This is a genomic window from Aeromicrobium sp. CF4.19, assembly GCF_051262555.1.
GTDB lineage: Bacteria > Actinomycetota > Actinomycetes > Propionibacteriales > Nocardioidaceae > Aeromicrobium.
On sequence record NZ_JBIMEU010000001.1, the window covers coordinates 501928 to 522309 of the forward strand.

Annotated in this window: 21 protein-coding genes; 5 read left to right on the forward strand and 16 right to left on the reverse strand. The window is 71.4% G+C overall.

Annotated features, from left to right (window positions below; all coding sequences use genetic code 11):
* Positions 1–40: 40 nt before the first annotated feature.
* Positions 41–1627 (reverse strand): DHA2 family efflux MFS transporter permease subunit, encoded by a 1587-nt coding sequence (locus ACHAAC_RS02525; protein WP_435714356.1) that lies wholly within the window; start codon positions 1625–1627, stop codon positions 41–43.
* Positions 1624–2088, reverse strand: coding sequence for a MarR family winged helix-turn-helix transcriptional regulator (locus tag ACHAAC_RS02530; protein WP_435714357.1), 465 nt, complete (start codon positions 2086–2088; stop codon positions 1624–1626). Before ACHAAC_RS02530 ends, ACHAAC_RS02525 begins: the two co-directional genes overlap by 4 nt.
* A 170-nt stretch (positions 2089–2258) precedes the next feature.
* On the opposite strand from ACHAAC_RS02530, the gene typA reads away from it, so the two are divergent.
* Complete coding sequence (gene typA, locus ACHAAC_RS02535; RefSeq protein WP_435714358.1) at positions 2259–4127, forward strand: translational GTPase TypA; 1869 nt, start codon at positions 2259–2261, stop codon at positions 4125–4127.
* A gap of 150 nt (positions 4128–4277) precedes the next feature.
* On the opposite strand, the gene ACHAAC_RS02540 is transcribed toward typA, so the two are convergent.
* From ACHAAC_RS02540 to ACHAAC_RS02555, 4 genes are all read right to left on the reverse strand, one after another.
* Positions 4278–4751: a hypothetical protein gene (locus ACHAAC_RS02540; RefSeq protein ID WP_435714359.1), complete on the reverse strand. Its 474-nt coding sequence runs from the start codon at positions 4749–4751 to the stop codon at positions 4278–4280.
* A 390-nt stretch (positions 4752–5141) separates the two neighbouring features.
* Positions 5142–5798 (reverse strand): alpha-ketoglutarate-dependent dioxygenase AlkB, encoded by a 657-nt coding sequence (locus ACHAAC_RS02545; protein ID WP_435714360.1) that lies wholly within the window; start codon positions 5796–5798, stop codon positions 5142–5144.
* A 32-nt stretch (positions 5799–5830) separates the two neighbouring features.
* Entirely contained in the window at positions 5831–7411 is a 1581-nt protein-coding gene (locus ACHAAC_RS02550; RefSeq protein ID WP_435714361.1) for an ABC transporter permease, read from the reverse strand.
* Positions 7408–8310, reverse strand: coding sequence for an ATP-binding cassette domain-containing protein (locus tag ACHAAC_RS02555; RefSeq protein ID WP_435714362.1), 903 nt, complete (start codon positions 8308–8310; stop codon positions 7408–7410). Before ACHAAC_RS02555 ends, ACHAAC_RS02550 begins: the two co-directional genes overlap by 4 nt.
* Before the next feature lie 71 nt (positions 8311–8381).
* Between ACHAAC_RS02555 and ACHAAC_RS02560 the strand changes: the two genes are divergently transcribed.
* The gene (locus ACHAAC_RS02560) at positions 8382–8840 is read left to right on the forward strand and encodes a GbsR/MarR family transcriptional regulator (RefSeq protein ID WP_435714363.1); all 459 of its coding nucleotides are present in this window, start codon (positions 8382–8384) and stop codon (positions 8838–8840) included.
* Entirely contained in the window at positions 8837–9148 is a 312-nt protein-coding gene (locus ACHAAC_RS02565) for a hypothetical protein (protein ID WP_435714364.1), read from the forward strand. The genes ACHAAC_RS02560 and ACHAAC_RS02565 overlap by 4 nt, the downstream gene beginning before the upstream one ends.
* 20 nt (positions 9149–9168) lie before the next feature.
* Here the strand turns inward: ACHAAC_RS02565 and ACHAAC_RS02570 are convergent, their stop codons facing one another.
* The 4 genes from ACHAAC_RS02570 to ACHAAC_RS02585 form a co-directional block, all read right to left on the reverse strand.
* Positions 9169–9429, reverse strand: a complete 261-nt coding sequence (locus tag ACHAAC_RS02570) for a DUF2516 family protein (protein WP_435714365.1) — start codon at positions 9427–9429, stop codon at positions 9169–9171.
* 80 nt (positions 9430–9509) lie between these two features.
* Positions 9510–10250: a hypothetical protein gene (locus ACHAAC_RS02575; protein WP_435714366.1), complete on the reverse strand. Its 741-nt coding sequence runs from the start codon at positions 10248–10250 to the stop codon at positions 9510–9512.
* A complete protein-coding gene (locus ACHAAC_RS02580; RefSeq protein WP_435714367.1) occupies positions 10247–10660 on the reverse strand; it encodes a helix-turn-helix domain-containing protein in 414 nt (137 codons plus the stop codon). Before ACHAAC_RS02580 ends, ACHAAC_RS02575 begins: the two co-directional genes overlap by 4 nt.
* Positions 10661–10736: 76 nt before the next feature.
* Positions 10737–11660: an asparaginase gene (locus ACHAAC_RS02585; RefSeq protein WP_435714368.1), complete on the reverse strand. Its 924-nt coding sequence runs from the start codon at positions 11658–11660 to the stop codon at positions 10737–10739.
* 175 nt (positions 11661–11835) lie between these two features.
* Here ACHAAC_RS02585 and ACHAAC_RS02590 point away from each other — a divergent pair, with 175 nt between their 5' ends.
* Positions 11836–12924: a mannose-1-phosphate guanylyltransferase gene (locus ACHAAC_RS02590; protein WP_435714369.1), complete on the forward strand. Its 1089-nt coding sequence runs from the start codon at positions 11836–11838 to the stop codon at positions 12922–12924.
* 139 nt (positions 12925–13063) lie between these two features.
* Here ACHAAC_RS02590 and manA read toward each other — a convergent pair whose 3' ends face one another.
* The 6 genes from manA to ACHAAC_RS02620 all read right to left on the reverse strand — a co-directional run bounded on the left by manA (position 13064) and on the right by ACHAAC_RS02620 (position 19892).
* Entirely contained in the window at positions 13064–14248 is a 1185-nt protein-coding gene (gene manA, locus ACHAAC_RS02595; RefSeq protein ID WP_435714370.1) for a mannose-6-phosphate isomerase, class I, read from the reverse strand.
* A 47-nt stretch (positions 14249–14295) separates the two neighbouring features.
* Positions 14296–16116 carry a DEAD/DEAH box helicase gene (locus tag ACHAAC_RS02600; RefSeq protein ID WP_435714371.1) on the reverse strand — a complete coding sequence of 607 codons (1821 nt, stop codon included), beginning with the start codon at positions 16114–16116 and terminating at the stop codon, positions 14296–14298.
* A gap of 113 nt (positions 16117–16229) precedes the next feature.
* A complete protein-coding gene (locus ACHAAC_RS02605) occupies positions 16230–17786 on the reverse strand; it encodes a sugar transferase (protein WP_435714372.1) in 1557 nt (518 codons plus the stop codon).
* A 117-nt stretch (positions 17787–17903) separates the two neighbouring features.
* A complete protein-coding gene (locus tag ACHAAC_RS02610) occupies positions 17904–18434 on the reverse strand; it encodes a hypothetical protein (RefSeq protein WP_435714373.1) in 531 nt (176 codons plus the stop codon).
* The gene (gene ygfZ, locus ACHAAC_RS02615) at positions 18431–19354 is read right to left on the reverse strand and encodes a CAF17-like 4Fe-4S cluster assembly/insertion protein YgfZ (protein WP_435714766.1); all 924 of its coding nucleotides are present in this window, start codon (positions 19352–19354) and stop codon (positions 18431–18433) included. The genes ACHAAC_RS02610 and ygfZ overlap by 4 nt, the downstream gene beginning before the upstream one ends.
* A gap of 25 nt (positions 19355–19379) precedes the next feature.
* Positions 19380–19892 (reverse strand): FABP family protein, encoded by a 513-nt coding sequence (locus ACHAAC_RS02620; RefSeq protein ID WP_435714374.1) that lies wholly within the window; start codon positions 19890–19892, stop codon positions 19380–19382.
* 59 nt (positions 19893–19951) lie between these two features.
* Here ACHAAC_RS02620 and dtd point away from each other — a divergent pair, with 59 nt between their 5' ends.
* Positions 19952–20374 carry a D-aminoacyl-tRNA deacylase gene (gene dtd / locus ACHAAC_RS02625; protein WP_435714375.1) on the forward strand — a complete coding sequence of 141 codons (423 nt, stop codon included), beginning with the start codon at positions 19952–19954 and terminating at the stop codon, positions 20372–20374.
* The last annotated feature ends 8 nt before the right edge of the window (positions 20375–20382 follow it).

The following is a 20382-nucleotide window of genomic DNA, read 5'->3' on the forward strand; positions in this document are numbered from 1 at the left end:
CCGCACTCGGCGGGCCGGGGCGTCGTCGGTCTGACGAGCCTCAGTGCACGATGACCGGGGGCCGGTCCTCGTCCTCCAACAGGTTCGACTCCTCCCGACGGCGCGGCAGCATGAGCACCGGCACGAGGGTCAGCAGCACCAGGACCAGCGCCACCGTGAAGGTCGACGCGAACGCACTCGCCGCGTAGTCCAGGCCGCTGCTGATCAGGTCACCGGGCAGACCCATCTGCTCGGCCAGGCCGGGCTCCATCTGCGAGGCGATGGCGAGCTCCGCCTCCGTCAGGGCCTCCCCGGACTCCGGGTCGACCGCACCCGAGACCGCTGCGGAGCCCTGCAGGTTGTTGGTGAGGATGACCGACATGACAGCGGCACCGACGGAGCTGCCGACCTGCTGGACGATGTTGACCAGAGTCGAGCCCCGGGCCACCTCGTGGCTGGTGAGGGTCTTCAGCGCGGAGGTCATGAGCGGCATCATCGTGCCGCCCATGCCCAGCCCCATGACGAACAGCGAGCCGCACAGCAGCCAGTAGGACGTGTCCGGGCCCATCTGGGTGAAGGCGACGAAGCCGGCAGCGATGAGGAGGATCGCGAACGGGACGGTCCGACCCACCGGCACGCGGTCGGCCAGGGTGCCGGCGATCGGCATCGTCACCATGGCCCCGATGCCCTGCGGCGCGATCAGCAGGCCGGCCATCAGCGTCGTCTCGCCACGCACCTGCAGGAAGTAGCTCGGGAAGAGCAGGCCCGCGCCCATGAAGGCGATGATGAAGACGAACAGGGAGAGCGTCGCGACCGTCAGGCGACGGTTGCGGAAGAGCCGCAGGTCGATGAGCGGGTGCTCCGGCCGGAAGGCGTGGAACACGAACGCACCGATCAGCAGCGCGCCGATCGTCATCGAGATCCACACACGCGGACCGAGGTGCACGCCGTCGCCACCCTCGGCGATCGAGGAGACGCCGAACAGGAACGTTGCCAGACCCGGCGAGAGCAGGAGCATCCCGACCACGTCGAAGCGCTCGGCCCGGGACTCGGTGTCCTTGGGCAGCACCATCGAGGCGTACACGATCGCGACGATGCCGATGGGCAGGTTGATCAGGAAGATCCAGTGCCAGCTGAAGGCGTCGATGAGCCAACCACCGAGGATCGGGCCGCTGATCGGGCCGAGCAGCATCGGGATGCCGAGCACCGCCATCAGCCGGCCGATCCGGTCGGGGCCGGCCGCACGCGTCATGATCGTCATGCCCAGCGGCATCAGCATGCCACCGCCGAGCCCCTGCAGGACGCGGAAGGCGATGAGCATCTCGATCGAGGTCGCGAGGGCGCACAGCACCGAGCCGGCCGTGAACAGCACGAGCGCCGCGATGTAGAGGCGCTTGGTGCCGAAGCGGTCCGCCGCCCAGCCCGTGAGCGGGATGACGGTGGCCAGGGCGAGCGTGTAGCCGGTCATCGTCCAGGCGACCGTGGCCAGGGTGGAGTCGAAGACCGAGGCGAACGTCGGCAGGGCGACGCTGACCACGGTGATGTCGAGGATGGACATGATGGCGCCGAGGACGACGACGCCGGCCACCTTGAGGACGGCGGCGTCGAGCTTGTCCGGCATCGGCGCCGCGGGGGCGGATGAGGTCATGGTGTGTCCTTCGTGCTCTCTCGCAGGTAGTCCCCCGCGAGGATGGGACGCAGGGCCGCGACGAGGTCCTGCGCTTCGGTCTGGGGCACGCGCTCGGCGAAGGTCCGCAGGGCCGCCTTGCGCTGGGCGAACTGCGCATCGACGATGTCGAAGCCGCGCTCGGTGAGGGCGACGAGCTTGACCCGGCGGTCATCGGGGCTCTCGTGTCGCTCGAGCACCCCCAGCCGGACCAGGCTGTCCACGTTGCGACCGGCCGCGGCGACCGACAGGCCCAGCCGCGACGCGATCTCGTTGATCGCCAGAGGCTCGCTCGCCGGGGCCAGGACGAACAGCATCCGGGCTTGCGAGAACGAGACGTCGAGGTCGACGAGCTGGTCCATGGCGTCGGTCTGGCAGAAGCTGAGGACCCGCTCGAGGAACTCCTCGAGCGTGCCGTACAGGTCATCGCGCGTCGCACTCACCCGAGAATGCTAACGATGGTGCAACAGTTGTGAAAGCGACAATGTCATGAACATGCAATGACATCGGTCACACGGGGGCCGCCACGTCGGGGACGTCCGCTGCGCCCCACTAGACTGGACCGGTCCCGCCGTCGCGGGACCTCTCCCCCTTCGCAAGGATGTCTCTTCGCATGCCCATCCGTTCTGATCTGCGCAACGTCGCGATCGTCGCCCACGTCGACCACGGCAAGACGACGCTCGTCGACGCCATGCTCCAGCAGCAGGGCGCCTACGCCGAGCACCAGGCGGTCACCGACCGGGTGATGGACTCCGGTGACCTCGAGCGCGAGAAGGGCATCACCATCCTCGCCAAGAACACCGCCGTCCGCTACGCCGGGCCCGGCGCGCCCGACGGCGGTGTGACCATCAACATCATCGACACCCCCGGCCACGCCGACTTCGGTGGCGAGGTCGAGCGCGGGCTGTCGATGGTCGACGCCGTGGTGCTGCTCGTCGACGCCTCCGAGGGCCCCTTGCCCCAGACCCGCTTCGTGCTGCGCAAGGCACTGATGGCCCAGATGCCGGTCATCCTCGTGGTCAACAAGGTCGACCGTCCCGACGCCCGCATCGGCGAGGTCGTCGACGAGACCTACGAGCTCTTCCTGGACCTGCTGCCCGACGACGCCGGCGACGACGCGCTCGACTTCCCCGTGGTCTACGCCTCGGCCAAGGCCGGCCGCGCCTCCTTGACGAAGCCGGACGACGGCGGGCTGCCGGACGACGAGAACCTCGTGCCGTTGTTCCAGACCATCCTCGAGGCGGTCCCGGCGCCGGAGTTCACGCAGGACGCCCCGCTGCAGGCGCACGTCACCAACCTCGACGCCTCGCCGTTCCTCGGCCGTCTGGCCCTGGTGCGGGTCAAGGAAGGCTGGTTGAAGAAGGGCCAGCAGGCCGCGTGGATGCGGCGTGACGGCACCACAGAGCGGGTCAAGATCACCGAGCTGCTGGTCACCGAGGCCCTGGAGCGCAAGCCCGGTGAGAAGGCCGGCCCGGGTGACATCGTCGCCATCGCCGGCATCCCCGACATCAACATCGGCGAGACCCTGGCCGACCCGGAGAACCCGGTGGCGCTGCCGCTCATCACCGTCGACGAGCCCGCCATCTCCATGACCATCGGCACCAACACCTCGCCGATGGCCGGCCGCGAGAAGGGCACCAAGGTGACCGCGCGGCTGGTCAAGGACCGGCTCGATGCCGAGCTCGTGGGCAACGTCTCGATCCGCGTGCTGCCCACCGACCGCCCCGACGCGTGGGAGGTGCAGGGCCGTGGCGAGCTGGCGCTCGCGATCCTCGTCGAGCAGATGCGGCGCGAGGGCTACGAGCTCACCGTCGGCAAGCCGCAGGTCGTCACGCGCGAGGTCGACGGCAAGGTGCACGAGCCCGTCGAGCGCCTGACCATCGACGCGCCCGAGGAGTACCTCGGCACCATCACGCAGCTGCTCGCCGTGCGGCGTGGGCGCATGGAGCAGATGACCAACCACGGCACCGGCTGGGTGCGGATGGAGTTCCTGGTGCCGGCGCGCGGCCTCATCGGCTTCCGCACCGAGTTCCTCACCGACACCCGCGGCACCGGCATCGCGCACCACGTCTTCGAGGGGTACGAGCCGTGGGCGGGCGACATCTCCACCCGTCGATCCGGCTCGCTGGTCGCCGATCGCACCGGTGCGGCGACGTCCTACGCGATGACCAACCTGCAGGAGCGCGGGACGCTGTTCGTCGACCCGACCACCGAGGTCTACGAGGGCATGATCATCGGCGAGAACAGCCGCGAGGACGACATGGACGTCAACATCACCAAGGAGAAGAAGCAGACGAACGTGCGCTCCTCCACGTCCGACAACTTCGAGAAGCTGATCCCGCCGAAGAAGCTGTCGCTGGAGCAGTGCCTGGAGTTCTGCCGCGAGGACGAGTGCGTCGAGGTCACGCCGGCGAACGTCCGCATCCGCAAGCTGATCCTGAACTCCTCCGAGCGGCTGCGCGCCTCCAAGTCGCGCCGCTGACCCCGAGGCGGTGAGTCAGTCGTCCTACCCCCGTGGGCGGTGACCTACTAGTCCTACGCATGGCTCAGCGGTGACTCAGTAGCCGCATGGCACCGGTATCCACGACGGACTCACCGACGGCGGCGCGAAGGCTCGCGCCTCGACGCACGATCAGCTCCCCGGCGGAAGGGCGATCGGCTCGAAGAGGTCGAACCATGCGCCCCCGAAGACCGGCGGCGGGCCGTCGTACCCACGACGCACGAGCGCCGCGTGCACGACGCTCATCAGCGCACCGGGCCTCCAGTCCTGGAGCCGGGCCAGCTGGTCGATCGCCATGATCGTCGTGTGCTCGTTCGCGAGCAACCAGTCACCGGCCACCACGACGTCGATCAGCCGTCCCTCCGCGCACATCTGGATGAAGGCTGCCGCCGGCGTGACTCCGACATCGTCCAACGGTGGGAGCGCGACCGTGCGGTGCAGGAAGATGCCCGCGAGGTCCAGGTGGAGGTCACCCCGGACCGTGAAGCGGATCGGCAGCAGGTCGGCGATGGTGAGGCCGAGAGCCTGCAGGCGACTCGCGTGGCTCAGGTGGGCGCGGCCGGGCATGGCCAAGGTCGCGGCGGTGATCCAGTCGAGGTCGCTCATGGGGTGATCGCGGTGCACCCAGACCCGCGGATGCACCCTGACCCACGTGGGCCCGCCGAGCATCGTGGGGGTGACGCCGTGCTCGCGGGCCACCTCTGGGCGAAGGGTCCGTGTCGAAGCGCCTCGGGGACACGGGGGCGTCGGGGCATGACTCCATCAAGCCCCAGGATTCCCACGACCCCCACCCCTGCGACGTGCGGCTGTGGACAACGAACCTCGGAGCGTGCAGCTGTGGACGTGCGCCCCGCGAGCGCCGGGCGGTGAGTCCGTCGTGGAACGGGCGCTCATTCCACGACTCACCCACCGGTGCAGCGGGGGTAGGACGAGCAAGTCACCGACCGCAGGGGTAGGACGAGCAAGTCACCGCCTGCTGGGGTGCGGGGCAGGTGGTCACAGGACTCCGGCGGGACGGAACTGGACGCTGATGCGCGGGCCGGTCGGCTTGGCGGTCTTGAGGACGGCATGGTCCCAGGTGCGCTGGCACGAGCCGCCCATGACCAGCAGGTCGCCGTGGCCGAGCACGAAGCCGACGGGCCCCCCGTCCTGCCCGGGGCCGGACCCACTCGCTGCGGGCTCGCCGCGTGGACGCAGGCTGAGGCGTCGAGGGGCCCCGAGCGAGAGGATCGCCACCATCGTGTCCTCGCTCTGCCCCCGACCGATGCGATCACCGTGCCAGGCGACGCTGTCGCGACCGTCGCGGTAGTAGCACAGGCCCGCAGTCACGAACGGCTCGCCGAGCTCGTCGCCGTAGTGCTCGTTCAACGCCTCCCGGGCGATCGTGAGCGCCGGGTCGGGCAGCTCCTGCCCCACGCCGTAGTGCCTCAGCAGCCGAGGAACGTCGACGACCCGGTCGTACATCTGGCGCTTCTCCGCGCGCCAGCGCACCTGCGTCTGCAGCGCCGTGAAGACCGCGTCGGCCCCCGCCATCCAGCCCGGACGGACGTCGACCCACGCTCCCCCGGCGAGCTCGCGTCGCTGCACGGCAGCGCCCAGCGCCCCGACCGAGCCCGAGCCGCCGGAGTCCAGCAGGGAGGCCTGGAACCACATGCGCCCAGCCTAGGTGACTTCGAACAGATGTTCTACGTCGAGGCCAGGTCGCGTCGCGTGAGCAGCAGGTGACCGGCCGCGCTGAGGGCGAGCGCCACCGCCCCGACCGTCACCGCCGGGCCGAGGGCGAAGTCCTCCACCGGCACCGTGGCCAGGTGCTCGAAGGGCGAGAAGCCCCGCACCCACCCGGGGATCCTCCATGCCTCCCCGAACATCATCACCACCGCGCAGAACGCCAGACCGAACCAGCCGATCGTGGCGGCGCGAGGCGCGATGCCGTACGCGAGCCGGGTGACGCCGGAGAGCGCGAGGACGGCCGGTGCGTACGCCAGGGCCGCCCCCGTGAGGCGGAGGACCTGGCCGGCGTCGCCGACGACGACCGCGAGGACCGCTCCGGTCGCCAGGCCGGCCGCCGCCAGCACGACCACGACGCCGACCACAGTGATCACCGTGTGGGCGAGCGCCCACCGCAACCGCGGCAGGGGGGTGGTCAGCAGCGGCTCGGCCCGACCGGCCGTCTCCTCGCCCCGCGGCCGCAGGGCGGAGGAGACGGCGTAGGCCGAGGTGATGACACCGAGCATGAGCATGGCGGTGCCGTAGAAGGCATCGGTGATGGTGTCCGCCCCCGCCGCCAGCAGGCTCTCGGAGAACTCCGAGTCTCCCAGGACCTCCCCGACGCTGTCGCCGATGGAGCCGTACGCCGCCCCCACGAAGAGCATGCCGAGGCTCCAGCCGACCAGCGTGCCGCGCTGCAGACGCCAGGCGAGCCCGAGGTGGCCCAGCGATCCCCTCGCCGGTCCACGACGAGCCGGCCAGACTCCGGACCCGACGTCGCGACGACCCAGCAGCACGAGCGCGAGCGCGACGAGCAGGCCCGCCACGGCGAGCGAGAGCAGCGCGGGCCACCAGTCCTCCTCGGCGTAGGCGTTCATCGCCTGACCCCAGCCGATGGGCGACAGCCACGACGCCCCGTTCTCCGCGACGTCCCCGGCCGCTCGCAGGACGTAGGCCAGGGCGATGGCCGCTCCCGTGATGCCGTGGGCGGCACGAACACCGTCGGTCAGCTGTGCCGCCACGAGCGCCACCGCACCGAAGACCGAGCCGGCCAGGGCTGCCGCCAGGCCCAGCGAGGCCGACCCGGCGACCGGGAGCCCGTAGCCGACGAGGCTGCCGGTGATCACAACGCCGAGGACGACGTTGGCCAGGGCGACCACGACGATCGTCGCGGCGACCGTGGCCCGGCTCCCCACGACGCCGGAGCGGATGAGCTCCTCGCGTCCGCTCTCCTCCTCCGCACGCGTGTGCCGCGCGACCAGGAACATGCTCATCAGGCCGGCCACGATCGCGCCGAACGCCGAGGACTGCCAGGCCACCTGGCCTCCGACGGTGTCCAGGACCCGCGGCGGCCCCGCCATGGCGATGAACCCCGCGTTGCCCTCCATGCTTGCCGCCGCCGCATCGAGCTCGGCCTGCGTCGCGTAGAGCCCCTCGACGCTCACGGCCTGCGTCCAGTACAGGAGCGTCGCGCCGATGGTCCACCACAGGATCATCCAGCGGTCGCGACGCAGGAAGAAGCGGACGAAGGTGCCGAGCCCGGTCAGCGAGTCGCTCACGACCCCGCCTCGGCCACGTCGTCGCCGTAGTGCCGCATGAACAGCGCCTCGAGCGTGGGGGGCTGGCTCGTGAGCGTCCGGACACCGGCCGCGGTGAGCCGCTCCAGGGCGAGCCCGAGCCGGTCGCTGTCGACCTCGAGGACCACGCGACGGTCCTCGATGACGAGCCCGTGGACCCCGGGCACCGCATCGAGTCCCTCGGGCACCCGATCGAGCTCGGCCGAGACGGAGGTCCGGGTCAGGTGACGCAGCTCGGCCAGCGTGCCGGACTCGACCGTACGGCCGCTGCGGATGATGCTGACCCGGTCGCACAGCCGCTCGACCTCGGCGAGGATGTGGCTGGACAGCAGCACCGCGTGGCCGGCGTCCTTGAACTCATCGACGCACTGCGTGAAGACCGCCTCCATGAGCGGGTCCAGGCCCGACGTGGGCTCGTCGAGGACGAGCAGCTCGACGTCGGCCGCCAGCGCCGCCACGAGCGCCACCTTCTGCCGGTTGCCCTTGGAGTACGTCCGGCCCTTCTTGGTGGGGTCGAGCTCGAAGCGCTCGACGAGGTCGTCGCGTCGACGCCGGTCCAGTCCGCCGCGGAGCCGGCCCAGCAGGTCGATGACCTCGCCGCCGGAGAGGTTGGGCCACAGCGTGACGTCGCCGGGAACGTACGCGAGCCGGCGATGCAGCGCCGCTGCGTCCTTCCACGGGTCGCCACCGAAGAGCCGGACCGTCCCCGCGTCGGCCCGCAGCAGGCCCAGCAGCACTCGGATGGCGGTGGACTTGCCGGCCCCGTTGGGGCCCAGGAAGCCGTGGACCTCGCCGCGGGCGACCGCGAGGTCCAGCCCGTCGAGCGCGGTGGTGGAGCCGAAGCTCTTGCGGAGCCCGGCGATGTCGATGACCTTCTCCATGCGTCGACCGTACTGCTATTTCACATCTTTGTGAAACTTGTGTAGTGCGTGAATCTTCATAGGATGTGCGCATGCCCTCCGATCACGCCGAGTTCGTCGAGCGCCTGGCGCTCCAGCTCAGCACGGCCGGCATGCAGCGCATGGGAGCACGCGTGTTCGCGACCCTGCTCCTCGCTCCGGCCGGGGGCCACACGGCGGCCGAGATCGGCGACGCCCTCGGCGCCAGCGCGGGCGCGGTCAGTGGCGCGACCCGCTACCTCACGCAGATGGGCCTGGCCGATCGACGTCGCACCCCCGGCGAGCGCAGCGACCGCTTCACGGTGCGGGGCTCGTCGTGGGGGGAGTCGATGGTCGCCCGCTCGCAGCAGGTCCGCGGCTGGGCCGAGACGATGGACGACGGCATCTCCAGCACCGACGACCCGGCGGCCCTGGAACGCCTGCGCGAGTCCCGTGACTTCTTCCACTTCTTCGCCGATCGGATGACCGACCTCGTGCAGGAGTGGCGGCAGGTGCGAGACTCCCCCTCGTGAGCCCCTGGGACCGACTCCTCGATCGCCTCGACGCGCTGTCGCACGCCGGGACGCCGTTCCCCGACGGCGTCGAGGAGGAGCTCGCAGAACTCCTCGTGGGAGCGATGCGCGACGGCATGGCCGATCGCGAGCTGGACCCGGCCGACAGCGCCCGCTGGCTCGTCGTGCTCCTGGGCACCCACGCCACCCTCCAGCGCGCCCAGGAGCAGCCGGACGGCGCCCTGAGCACGCTGCGGGTCATCGTGACGCGCTGGTTGCACCCCGGCCGACTGGACCAGACCGCTCGGTCGTTCGACGCCGCTCTCTGATCGAGGAGAGGGTCAGGCCCTCAGGCGGGGCTGCGCAGCTGGGCGAGGTAGACCAGGGCGGCCACGGTGCCCACGAGGTTGAGCAGGCCGAGGGGGCTCCAGAGCAGCAGGTGCGCCACGACGGCGAGGCCCAGGATGACGAGCCAGGCGTTCTTCTCCAGCGTCTGGCGCACGGCGAAGTCCGCCGGCGGACGGCGCACGCAGTCGACCAGGGCGAACGCCTTGACGACGAAGAGGATCACCGTCAGGACCAGGGTGATTCCGGATTGGACCTCGAGCACGCGTGCAGGCTATCCGGTCCCGCGAGCGCGCCCGAGCCCCCTCCCGTGCGGGAGGGGGCTCGGTCCGGGTGCGGAAGGGGTCAGGCCTTCTTGGCCGGGGCCTTCTTCGCGGTCGAGCCGCTGGCCGTCGTGGTCTTCTTGGCGGGCGAGCCGCTGGCCGTGGCGGTCTTCTTGGCGGGGGCCTTCTTCGCCGTGGTCTTCTTGGCGGTGGAGGTCTGCTTGGCCGGAGCCTTCTTCGCCGTGGCCTTCTTGGCGGTCGAGCCACTCGCGGTGGTCGACTTCTTGGCCGGAGCCTTCTTCGCCGTGGCCTTCTTGGCGGTCGAGCCACTCGCGGTGGTCGACTTCTTGGCCGGAGCCTTCTTCGCCGTCGGCGTGACGGTGGAGCGAGCGGCGGCGCTGGTCTTGGCCGGGGCGGTCGTGGACTTCTTGGTGGTGCCGCGGCCGGCGACCTTGTTCACCGTGGCCTGGGCCTCGGCGACGATGTCCTCGGCGCGCTTCTGCACGTCCGACGCGGTGTCCTCGGCAGCCTTGCGAGCGTCCTTGATGTTCTTGCTGGCGTCCTTGCGCAGGCTCTCGACGAACTTCTCGGCGCGCTTCTGCACGTCGTCGAGCCTCAGGGCGCGGGCCTCGACGACGAGCTCCTCGCCCTTCTTGACGAGCTCCTCATAGCGCGTCCGCGCGACGGTGCTGGACGCAGCGACGGCCTCGTTGGCCTGCGAGCGGATGTCGTCGACGTCGAGCTTCTTGAGGGTGTCGGTGAGGTTCTTGACCTCGGCGGCGAGGACCTTGACCTGGCTGTTGATCTGATCGGTGATGCTCATGCGGTTTCCTCCTGGTTGGCTTCGGTGACGACGTCGGCGAGGTCGCCGTCTGGAACGACGTTCGCGCCGACGAACGAGCGGTAGATGTCCAGCAGTGCCGTCTTCTGCCGCTCGGTCAGCCGGCTGTCGAGGGCAATCGCATCCTCGACCATCCGGGCTCCGGTCTCGTCGATGTCGAGGATCCCGGCCCTGACGTAGAGCGACTCGGCGGAGATGCGCAGCGCCTTGGCAATCTGCTGGAGCACCTCTGCCGAGGGACGACGCACGCCTCGCTCGATCTGGCTGAGGTACGGATTGGAGACCTCCGAGACCTCGGCCAGCTGTCGCAAGGACATCTGCGCCTGGCGGCGCTGCTCGCGCAGGTACTCACCGAGGTTGCCCACGGTCTCCTGCACGTTCAGCTTGGCCATGCCTCCATGCTGCTTGCTCGAGCAAGCATTTGCAAGCAACCCTGCATGCGAGGTGGCTCACACCCTTGAGCAGGGATCAGAACGCCGGGCGGACCTGCCCCACCGGGCGGCCACCGCCCAGGACCTCCGGTCGCTCCTGCAGCAGGGCCGCGTCGACGCCTGCCAGCTCCAGCACCCGGTGCGCGATGACGAAGAGCGCGCGCTCGCCACCGTCCTCGACCTTCACCGCCACGGCAGAGCCGTCCGCGAGCCCGACGACCACGACGCTCTCCGCGCCGGACTTGACCAGGCTCCCCGGCACCGCCGAGGCCAGGGCCAGGTCCGGTCGCCGCGTCCCGCTCACCTGCTCCGGGTGCTCGACCATCGCCCGCACGACAGCATGCTCGGGCCCGTGCGCCGCACCCATGAGCCGGCCGACCCCGGCGGCGAGGTCCGCCACGGAGGCGGCGAGCAGGGGCGCGCCGCATCCGTCCACGCCCACGACCGGGGGTGGGCCCACCAGATCGGCGAACGCCGCGGCGACGTGCTGCTGCACGGGGTGCTCCGGCTCGAGGTAGGTCGCGGTGTCCCAGCCCCGCTGGACGCAGGTGAGCAGCATCGCGGCGTGCTTGCCGGAGCAGTCCATCAGGATCGGCGCCCGCTCGCCGCCCGCACGCAGCAAGGCCGCGTGCTCGTGCCGGTCGAGAGGGTAGGAAGCCGGGGTCTGGAGCGCGGACTCGTCCAGGCCGGCGAGGGCGAGGATCTCCCGCACGCCCGCCAGGTGGAAGGACTCCCCCGAGTGGCTCGCCGACGCCAGCGCGAGCAGCCGCCCCTCGAGGGGCAGGCCGGCGCGCAGCATCCCGAGCGCCTGGAACGGCTTGTTGGCCGAGCGCGGGAAGATCGTCGTCGTCGGGTCCCCGATCGACCAGGCGACGCGACCCTCGTGGTCGACGAGCACGGCCACCCCACGGTGGCGACTCTCGACGAGTCCTGATCGGGTCACCTCGGCGAGCACGTCCATGACGGCAGCGTAGGGGCAGGCGGGGCGACCGAGGGTTGCTGCCCCGCGCCGACGCCCGCGCCCCAAGACGCTGCGCACCGCGTCATCGGCGACATAGGGTGTGGCAGACCACCTCGCCGGCCCGCGCCGTCCGTGACGCGACCGGCACCCGGCTCCCCGTGTCGAGAGGACCAGCGTGCGCGACCTGCACGACCTGCACGTCGTGATCCCCGCCGGAGGGGCTGGCACGCGCCTGTGGCCGCTGTCCCGTGCGAGCCGGCCCAAGTTCCTGCTGGACCTGACGGGCAGCGGCCGGACCCTGCTGCAGCAGACGTGGGACCGGGTCGGTGCCCTCGTGCCCCCCGAGCGCGTCCACGTCGTGACCGGCCCCCACCACGCCGACGCGGTGGCCGAGCAGCTGCCCGACCTGCAGCACCTGCTGGTGGAGCCCTCCCCGCGGGACTCGATGCCCGCCATCGGCCTCGCCACCGCCCTCATCGCGCAGGAGCACCCCGACGCCGTCGTGGCCTCGTTCGCGGCGGACCACGTCATCGACGACGCGGAGGCCTTCGCCGACGCGGTGACCCAGGCCGTGGTCACCGCACGGACGGGACGCGTGGTGACCATCGGCATCGCGCCCCGCTCGGCATCCACGGCCTTCGGCTACATCGAGTCCGGCGATGCGCTGGCCGTCCCCGGGGCCTCGGATGCCCGCGCCGTCCGGCGCTTCGTGGAGAAGCCCGACGCTGCCACGGCCCGGCGGTACGTCGCGGACGGCTCGTTCAGCTGGAACGCCGGCATGTTCGTCACCAGGGCCAGCGTGCTGCTCGGCCACCTGGCCCGGCTCCAGCCGACGCTGCACGACGGGCTGGGGCAGATCGCCTCAGCACCGGCGGTCGATCGCCAGGACATGCTGGAGCGGACCTGGCCGAGCCTGACGCGGATCGCCATCGACCACGCGGTCGCCGAGCCGGTCTCCCTCGAGGGCGGCATCGCCGTCGTGCCCGGTCGGTTCGGCTGGGACGACATCGGGGACTTCGCCGCGCTGCTCGACCTGCGCCACGACGATTCGCCGGAGGACGGCCCCCCGGACAACACCGTCTGGGTCGACGCCGACGGGCTGGCGCTCAGCACCGAGGGCGTCGCGATCGCGGTGGTCGGCATCCCTGGTGCGGTGGTCGTGCACACCGGCGACGCGTTGCTGGTGACCACCGTGGAGCACGTCCAGCAGGTCAAGCGGGTGCCGGCGCGGCTCGCCGAGACCGGCCGCGACGACCTGCTCTGACCCGCCCGAGTGCCGAGTGGCGCAAACCCGGCTCCGAGTGGCGCAGATCCGCGCGACACGCCGTCTCAGATTCGCGAACCTGCGCCACTCGCCCAAGCACTCCCCCGCAAGCGGGAGGTGCCCCCAGCGGGGGGCCGGGTCAGACGAGGTCGGTGAGCGGGGTGGCCCTGTCCTCGGCGGTCGGTGTGTAGGCCTGGGCCACCTCGCCGGTACCGAGTGCCAGCAGGGCGCCGTCGGAGGCGTCGGCGTAGACGGCCTGCCCGCGGGTGAGCACCTCACGCTCACCCTGACCGTTGACCAGCTCCACCGTGCCCCCGGTGCAGACGACGATGCGGCGGCCCTGGTCGGGCAGCGGCGCCCCGTGGGGCTCGGCCGGTGAGCTCTGGGTGATCGAGAGGGCGAACTCGCGCAGGCCCGGGCTGAAGACGTCGGTGGACTGGCCGAACTGCTGCGGCTCCACTCGCGCGAGTCGCGACATCCCGCCCTCGAGGCAGCGCAGCAGCCTCTCCGGCTCCAGGTGCTTGGAGGTCAGGCCCGCCCGCAGCACGTTGTCCGAGGCCACCATGACCTCCAGGCACATGCCGCGCAGGTGTGCGTGGATGATGCCGGTGGCCAGGTAGGCCGCCTCACCGGGCTGCAGCGTGAGCCGGTTGAGCAGCAGGGAGATGACGACCCCGACGTCACCGGGATGGTGCCCCTCCACCTCGACCGCGGTCAGGTAGGCACGCTTGATGTCGATGCCCTTGGCCTTGGCGTCCGCGCACGCGGCGACGACCTCGGCCACCTCGGCTCGAGTGGGCGGCTGCGTCACCAGCCGCTCGACGAGGTCCACGATGCCGGCGAACCCGGGCGCCGAGCGGAGCTGGTCGGCCAGCTCCCGGGCGAGCGGGACGGGCAGGGCCTCGAGGATCCGCAGGATCTCCGCGGTGGGCCGGAACCCGACCAGCGTGTCGAACGTCGTGAGCGCGAGCACCATCTCCGGCTTGGGGTGCGGATCCTTGAAGACGCGGTGCGCCGCGTCCAGCGGGACACCGTCGGACTCCTCGGCGTCGAAGCCGGTGCGGGCGAGGTCGGAGCCGGGATGCACCTGCAGGGAGAGCGGTCGTGCCGCTGCCAGGAGCTTGAGCATGAAGGGCAGCTCCCCCACGACGTCGCGCAGCGAGCGGGGCCCGTCCGGGCCGGCCACCCGGGAGGGGGCCAGCGCGTGGGTGCCCATCCACACCTCGGCCACCGGCTCGCCGTCGGGCGGCTGTCCGAGGAAGCCGGGGATGTCGTCGGTGGACCCCCAGTCGTAGGTACGACGCGAGCTCTCCAGTCGCCTCATCTCGTCCTCTCCGCTGGGCGTCCGACGCCGGTCACCCTATCGACGGATCACTTCGGGTGACGGGGCTTTCGGGCCTTGCGGGGCGGACCGTCCGAGGGGCGGGACGACGAGCTCGGTCCGCGCGAGGGCGGACGCTGCCCACGTGATGAGCCACCGCTGGGCCTGCCACCGGAAGAGCCACTGCGGGACGAGCCGCCGGGCGGGCCGTCGTCGGGCTGCAGGTCGATGCGACGCCCGGAGATGCGGGTGTCGGCGAGGGCGTCGAAGACCGCCTGGGGCAGCTCGGCCGGCAGCTCCACGACGGAGTGCGCTCCCCCGATCGTGATCTTGCCGAAGTCGGCCCGGCGCAGCCCGCCCTCGTTGGCCAGCGCACCGACGATCGCCGACGGGCCGACCTTGTGCCGCTTGCCGACGGCGATCCGGTACGAGGCCATGCCCGGTGTGGACGGCCGCGGTCCGCTCTCGCGACGCTCCCGGGGACGGTCGCGCTCGCGGTCCGAGGTCCGCTCGGCCCCGGCCCTCGGCGGCGGGTCCGGACGCAGGAAGAACTCCTTGTCGTCGGTGCTCATGACGGCCAGCGCCGCGGCGACGTCCGTCATGGCGACGTCGTGCGAGCCCGCGTACTCCTCGATCAGCGTGCGGAAGGTCTGGAACTGCGAGGAGCCCATGCTCTGGGTGATCGCGGCGACGAACTGCTCCGAGCGTCGCTCGTTCACCTCCTCCGCCGTGGGCACCGCCATCTGCTCCACGGGTCGTCCCGAGGCCTTCTCGATGGCCGAGAGCATCCTGCGCTCGCGCGGCGTCACGAACAGGATCGCCTCGCCGCTGCGACCGGCGCGCCCGGTGCGACCGATGCGGTGCACGTAGGACTCGCTGTCGTGGGGGACGTCGTAGTTCACGACGTGGGAGATCCGCTCGACGTCCAGGCCACGGGCGGCGACGTCGGTGGCCACGAGCAGGTCGAGCGCGCCGGACTTCAACGAGCTGATCGTCCGCTCCCGCTGGGCCTGGACCATGTCACCGTTGATCGCCCCGGCAGCGAACCCGCGCGAGCGCAGTGCGGTCGCGAGGTCCTCGGTGGCCTGCTTGGTGCGGACGAAGACGATCATCCCGTCGCCGGACTCCACCTCCAGCACCCGCGTCAGGGTGTCGAGCTTGGCGTGGTGGGGCACCTGCAGCCAGCGCTGGCGCACCGTCGAGGTCGACGCCGTGGTCTTGGGCGTGGCGATGTCGACCGGCTCGTGCAGGTACTTCTTGGCCAGGCGTCGGATCTGCGGCGGCATGGTGGCCGAGAACAGCGCCACCTGCTTGTACTCGGGGGTGTCGCGCAGGATCCGCTCGACGTCCTCGGCGAAGCCCATCGCCAGCATCTCGTCCGCCTCGTCGAGCACGAGCACGTCGAGCCCGGTGAGGTCGAGGCTGCCGCGCTCGAGGTGGTCGATGACGCGCCCGGGCGTGCCCACGACGACCTGCGCGCCACGCTCCAGCCCGGCGAGCTGTGCTCCGTAGCCCTGGCCGCCGTAGACGGGCAGGATCCGCAGGCCGGGCACCGCCTTGGAGTAGGTGGTGAGGGCCTCGCACACCTGCAGCGCGAGCTCACGGGTCGGCGCGAGGACGAGCGCCTGCGTGGAACGGCGGGACGGGTCCAGGCGCTGCAGCATGGGCAGGGCGAAGGCCGCCGTCTTGCCCGTGCCGGTCTGGGCCAGGCCGACGACGTCACGCCCCGCCAGCAGCACCGGCACGGCGGCGGCCTGGATGGGGGTGGGCTGCTCGTAGCCGAGGCCGTCGAGGAGCGTCACGACGGCAGCATCGAGACCGAGGTCGGCGAAGCCCTGCGGGGTGGCGGCTTCGGGGGGCGGTGTGGTCATCGAGGACTCCTGGCGTACTGGGCTCACATGTCTGGGCTCACGACCTGGAGCACCCCATCATTGTCCCGCACCGACGTCGTCGGCCCGCATCGGGGCCGAGGCCGAGGGAGGGGTCAGTACGCGCCGCGGCCGAGGAAGACGGCCCTGGCCGTGCGCGCGATGATGTGCAGGTCGCGCAGCATCGACCAGTTCTCGACGTAGGTGAGGTCCAGGCGCACGGCGTCCTCCCACGAGAGGTCGGAGCGCCCGCTCACCTGCCACAGCCCGGTGACGCCCTGCTGCACCAGCAACCGACGACGCACGGTGTCGTCGTAGAGGTCGACCTCCGTGCGCAACGGCGGCCTGGGGCCGACGACGCTCATCTCACCCCGCAGGACGTTCACGAACTGCGGCAGCTCATCGATGCTGTAGCGACGCAGGAACCGACCGACCGCGGTGACCCGTGGATCGTCGACCAGCTTGAACAGCGGGCCCGCACCGTCGTGGGAGGACTCCAGGTCGGCTCGCATCCGGTCGGCCCCGTCGACCATCGTGCGGAGCTTGAGCATCTGGAACGGCCGTCCGTTCCGCCCGATGCGCTCGGAACGGTAGAAGATCGGGCCGGACCCGTTCAGCCGCACGGCCAGCGCGGCGGTGATGAGGACGGGTGCGGCGAGGGTGAGCGCACCGAGGGCGATGCAGCGGTCGAACATCGCCTTGCGGAAGGTTCTCGCAGCAGAGTACGTCGGCTTGGAGAGGTAGATGAGCGGCATCGCGCCGTGGGCGTCCACATGGATGCGAGGGCCCGCGACGTCGAGGATGTTGGGGGCGACGAGGAGGTCGATCTCGCGACCCTCCAGCTCCCAGGCCAGCTCACCCATGCCGTCGTGGCCGAGGTGCTCGGTGTCGGTGACCACGACGGTGTCGATGCCGCCGAGGTCCAGGATCGCCGAGAGGTCGGTCTCGACCCCCCGCACCGGGATGGTCAGGCCCCCCACGTGGAGGGACTCATCGGGGATGGCGGAGCGGTCCGGCACCCACAGGCCAATGAGCGCGAACTCCGAGCTGGGATCGGTCTCGAACCGTGCGGCCATGGTGCGGGCGCTGCGCGTGCCACCGATGACGAGCGTGCGCGCCACGAGACGACGCCGGCTGCGCCGCCGGCGCAACCAGACCCGCCACGCCAACCGGCTGGCGAGCAGCAGCCCGAAGCCGATGGCGAAGGCGAGCAGCAGGTACCCGCGCGAGAGGTTCCAGCGAAAGAGCAGGGAGATGATCGCGACCCAGCCGAAGACGAAGAACGTGGCCTTGGCCAGGGCCTGGTGCTCGGCAGCACCGGCGCCGAGGAGCTTGTGGTCCCGGGTGCGGAACACCGTGGTGGCTGCGAGCCAGGCCAGCACGAAGCCGACGCTGAGGACCCAGTAGTCCAGCCCGGCGAAGGTGATCTCGGCGGGCTGTGGACCGATCCACAGCAGGTAAGCCAGTCCGAAGGCCAGCGAGATGGACGCCGCGTCGGTGACGAACATGCTCCGCGCCAACGTGCGTTGCCAGCGGCGTCGGCCGCTGGGCGGACCGAGGCCCGCGCCCTCGGGCCGGGTCTGGGTGGGCAGTGGCGTCGGGGGCGGCGGCGGGGCCGAGAGCGGCTCGCGCAGCAGGGTCGGGGCCAGCGGTGGCAGGATCGCGCGGCTCATGGAGTCCCCGCTGATGCTGCGTTCCATTCTCTGGGTCACGACCCAGTACCTCCTGACCGCTCTGCCCGATTCGAGTGGACTAACCGAGCGAGGGGGCCGGAGGTTACGGTGCGGCGGTCAGACGTGCCCCAGGTGACGGGCGATGTCGCGGACGGAGTCGTCGACGAGGTCGGCCACCCGGCGGTGCGTGTCCGGCTCCGCGCGGAACGGGTCGGGGACGTCGATGTCGACCGGTCCCGTGCTGCGACGCGACGCCGCCGTGCGGACCAGCTCGGGCAGGTCGGGACCGGCGGCGACCTCGTGCCCCAGCGCGGCGAACTCGCGCAGCGTGAAGGTGCGGCGCAGCGCCGTCGGGTCCAGCTCGAGCACGCCTCCCCGGTGCTCGCGCGTCGCCGTCAGGATGAGGTCGGCGTTCGCGACGTGCACCGACAGGAGCGGCCGGGATCGGAACGACGACCCGTCGACCCCGAGCCGGAGCGCCTGCTGCTGGACACTCTCGTCGATCGGGTGGTCCTCCCAGCCACGGACTCCGGCGCTGGCCACCTCGAAGCGGCGTCGATCCAGCCGAGCGGTGAGCAGGAGCTCGGCGAGCGGCGAACGGCAGATGTTCGCCGTGCAGACGACCAGGACCGCGAAGCGTCTCCTCATTCCTTCAGCCGAGGGCGTACGTGCAGACCCGCCTCCGGGTCGACGACGACCTCCTGGGCCGCAGGCACGCCGTCGACGAGCAGGGTGACGTCGACCGGGACGTTGCGCTTGACCACCGCGAGGGCGATCGGTCCGAGCTCGTGGTGGCGGGCCGACGAGCCGAGCGTGCCGACCGTCTTGCCGTCGTGCTCGATCGGCGCGCCGTGCACGGGCAGGTGCTCGGCCGACCCGTCGAGGTGGAGCAGCACGAGCCGTCGGGGCGGCCGCCCGAGGGTGTGGACGCGCGCCACGGTCTCCTGCCCCCGGTAGCACCCCTTGTCCAGGTGCACGGCCCGCTCCAGCAGGCCCACCTCGTGGGGGATGGTGCGGTCGTCGGTGTCCAGGCCCACGCGCGGGAGACCGGCGGCGACCCGCAACGCCTCCCAGGCCCAGGTGCCGGACGGCTCGCCGAGCTCGTCGGGCAGGCCGGCGAGGTCGGCGCGCGGGACGATCCGCCACGCGAGGCCCGGCAGGCCGATGACGGCGTGGGCGTCGGTGACCTCGGCCACCTCGACCCGCATCATGAAGCGCATCGAGTCCAGGAACGCGACCAGGGCCGCCGCGGCTCCGGGCTCGGTGTGCGCCCAGAAGGTCTCGCCGTCGTCGATCCCGGAGAAGGCGTGCTCGATGCGTCCCTGGGGCGAGAGCAGCAGCACCTCGGTGGGCTGTCCCGGGGGGAGGTCCGTCAGGTGCTGGGTGGTCAGGGAGTGCAGCCAGGTGAGGCGGTCCGGTCCGCTCACCGTCAGGACGTCGCGATGGGAGAGGTCGACGAATCCTTCACCGGCCTCGAGCCGACGCTGCTCGCGGGCGATGGTGCCGTGGTGGGCCGCGACGCCCTCGTCGGGAGGATCGCCCTCCACCGCATCGGGGAGGTCGAGCAGCGGGCTCCGCCAGCCTTCGGGACGCTCAGACACGGGCGAGCTTTCCCCACAGGTGCGACTGCATCGTCTGCCCCTCGGCGGCCATGTCGACGGCGTACATGAGGGCACCCTCGACGAGCCCGTACATGCGCTGGCCGGCGGTGTACTCCTTGGCGGTCTCCGTGCGGGCCACGGCGTCGGTGGCCATCGTCAGTCGGGGGCCGTCGGCGACCCCGTACCAGATCTCCGCGACGCCGCTGTGGTGCGCGAGCACGAGCTCGACCGACGTCCCGTCGCCCTCGGGCGCAGGGCCGCCGAGCCGCAGGAAGCCGGTCTCCAGGGCACCCGGCCGCAGCCGCTCGCCCTCGTCGTCGGTGATCCACGTCTGGCTGAAGTAGTGCAGGAAGGGGCGCGAGTCGTGCCGGAAGGCCACGTCCTGCTCGAACGCGAACGGCTCGATCGTCGGGTACTCCCCACGACCGTTGCCGTGCCACGTGCCCAGCAACCACGCCACGGGGGCGAGGTCGGGGTGCAGGCCGGCCGGGATCTCGAACGCCATGTCCTCGATCGTAACGAGGACCCGGTGGGATCGACGGCTGGCGTGACTACGCTGGCCCGGTGCGAGCAGTGGTGCAGCGGGTGAGCGAGGCGCGCGTCGAGGTCGACGGACGGGTCAGCGGCTCCATCGGCACCGGTCTGGTGGTGCTGCTGGGCATCACCCACGACGACACCCCGGCCGACGCGGAGCGGCTCGCGAGCAAGATCCACGGGCTGCGCATCCTGCGCGGGGAGACGTCGGTGTCCGACGGCGACGCGGGCCTGCTGGTGATCAGCCAGTTCACGCTCTACGGCGACGCCCGCAAGGGCCGCCGCCCGTCCTGGAGCGCGGCCGCACCCGGCCCCGTGGCCGAGCCGCTCTACGACCACTTCTGCGCAGCGCTCCGCGCGGCCGGAGCGACGGTCGCCGAGGGCGAGTTCGGCGCCGACATGGCCGTGCACCTCGTCAATGACGGCCCGACGACCCTCGTGCTGGAGACCTGACCTGAGGA

Bases quoted from the DNA above. Each gene is read 5' to 3' on its own strand.
- typA (WP_435714358.1), top strand. From the start codon at position 2,259: ATGCCCATCCGTTCTGATCTGCGCAACGTCGCGATCGTCGCCCACGTC.
- ACHAAC_RS02560 (WP_435714363.1), top strand. From the start codon at position 8,382: ATGCCCTCCGATCACGCCGAGTTCGTCGAGCGCCTGGCGCTCCAGCTC.
- ACHAAC_RS02540 (WP_435714359.1), bottom strand. From the start codon at position 4,751: ATGAGCGACCTCGACTGGATCACCGCCGCGACCTTGGCCATGCCCGGC.
- ACHAAC_RS02580 (WP_435714367.1), bottom strand. From the start codon at position 10,660: ATGGCCAAGCTGAACGTGCAGGAGACCGTGGGCAACCTCGGTGAGTAC.
- ACHAAC_RS02610 (WP_435714373.1), bottom strand. From the start codon at position 18,434: ATGAGGAGACGCTTCGCGGTCCTGGTCGTCTGCACGGCGAACATCTGC.
- ACHAAC_RS02575 (WP_435714366.1), bottom strand. From the start codon at position 10,250: ATGAGCATCACCGATCAGATCAACAGCCAGGTCAAGGTCCTCGCCGCC.
- ACHAAC_RS02585 (WP_435714368.1), bottom strand. From the start codon at position 11,660: ATGGACGTGCTCGCCGAGGTGACCCGATCAGGACTCGTCGAGAGTCGC.
- ACHAAC_RS02620 (WP_435714374.1), bottom strand. From the start codon at position 19,892: ATGGCGTTCGAGATCCCGGCCGGCCTGCACCCCGACCTCGCCCCCGTG.
- ACHAAC_RS02525 (WP_435714356.1), bottom strand. From the start codon at position 1,627: ATGACCTCATCCGCCCCCGCGGCGCCGATGCCGGACAAGCTCGACGCC.
- ACHAAC_RS02545 (WP_435714360.1), bottom strand. From the start codon at position 5,798: ATGTGGTTCCAGGCCTCCCTGCTGGACTCCGGCGGCTCGGGCTCGGTC.
- ACHAAC_RS02555 (WP_435714362.1), bottom strand. From the start codon at position 8,310: ATGGAGAAGGTCATCGACATCGCCGGGCTCCGCAAGAGCTTCGGCTCC.
- ACHAAC_RS02605 (WP_435714372.1), bottom strand. From the start codon at position 17,786: ATGAGCCGCGCGATCCTGCCACCGCTGGCCCCGACCCTGCTGCGCGAG.
- manA (WP_435714370.1), bottom strand. From the start codon at position 14,248: ATGAGGCGACTGGAGAGCTCGCGTCGTACCTACGACTGGGGGTCCACC.
- ACHAAC_RS02600 (WP_435714371.1), bottom strand. From the start codon at position 16,116: ATGACCACACCGCCCCCCGAAGCCGCCACCCCGCAGGGCTTCGCCGAC.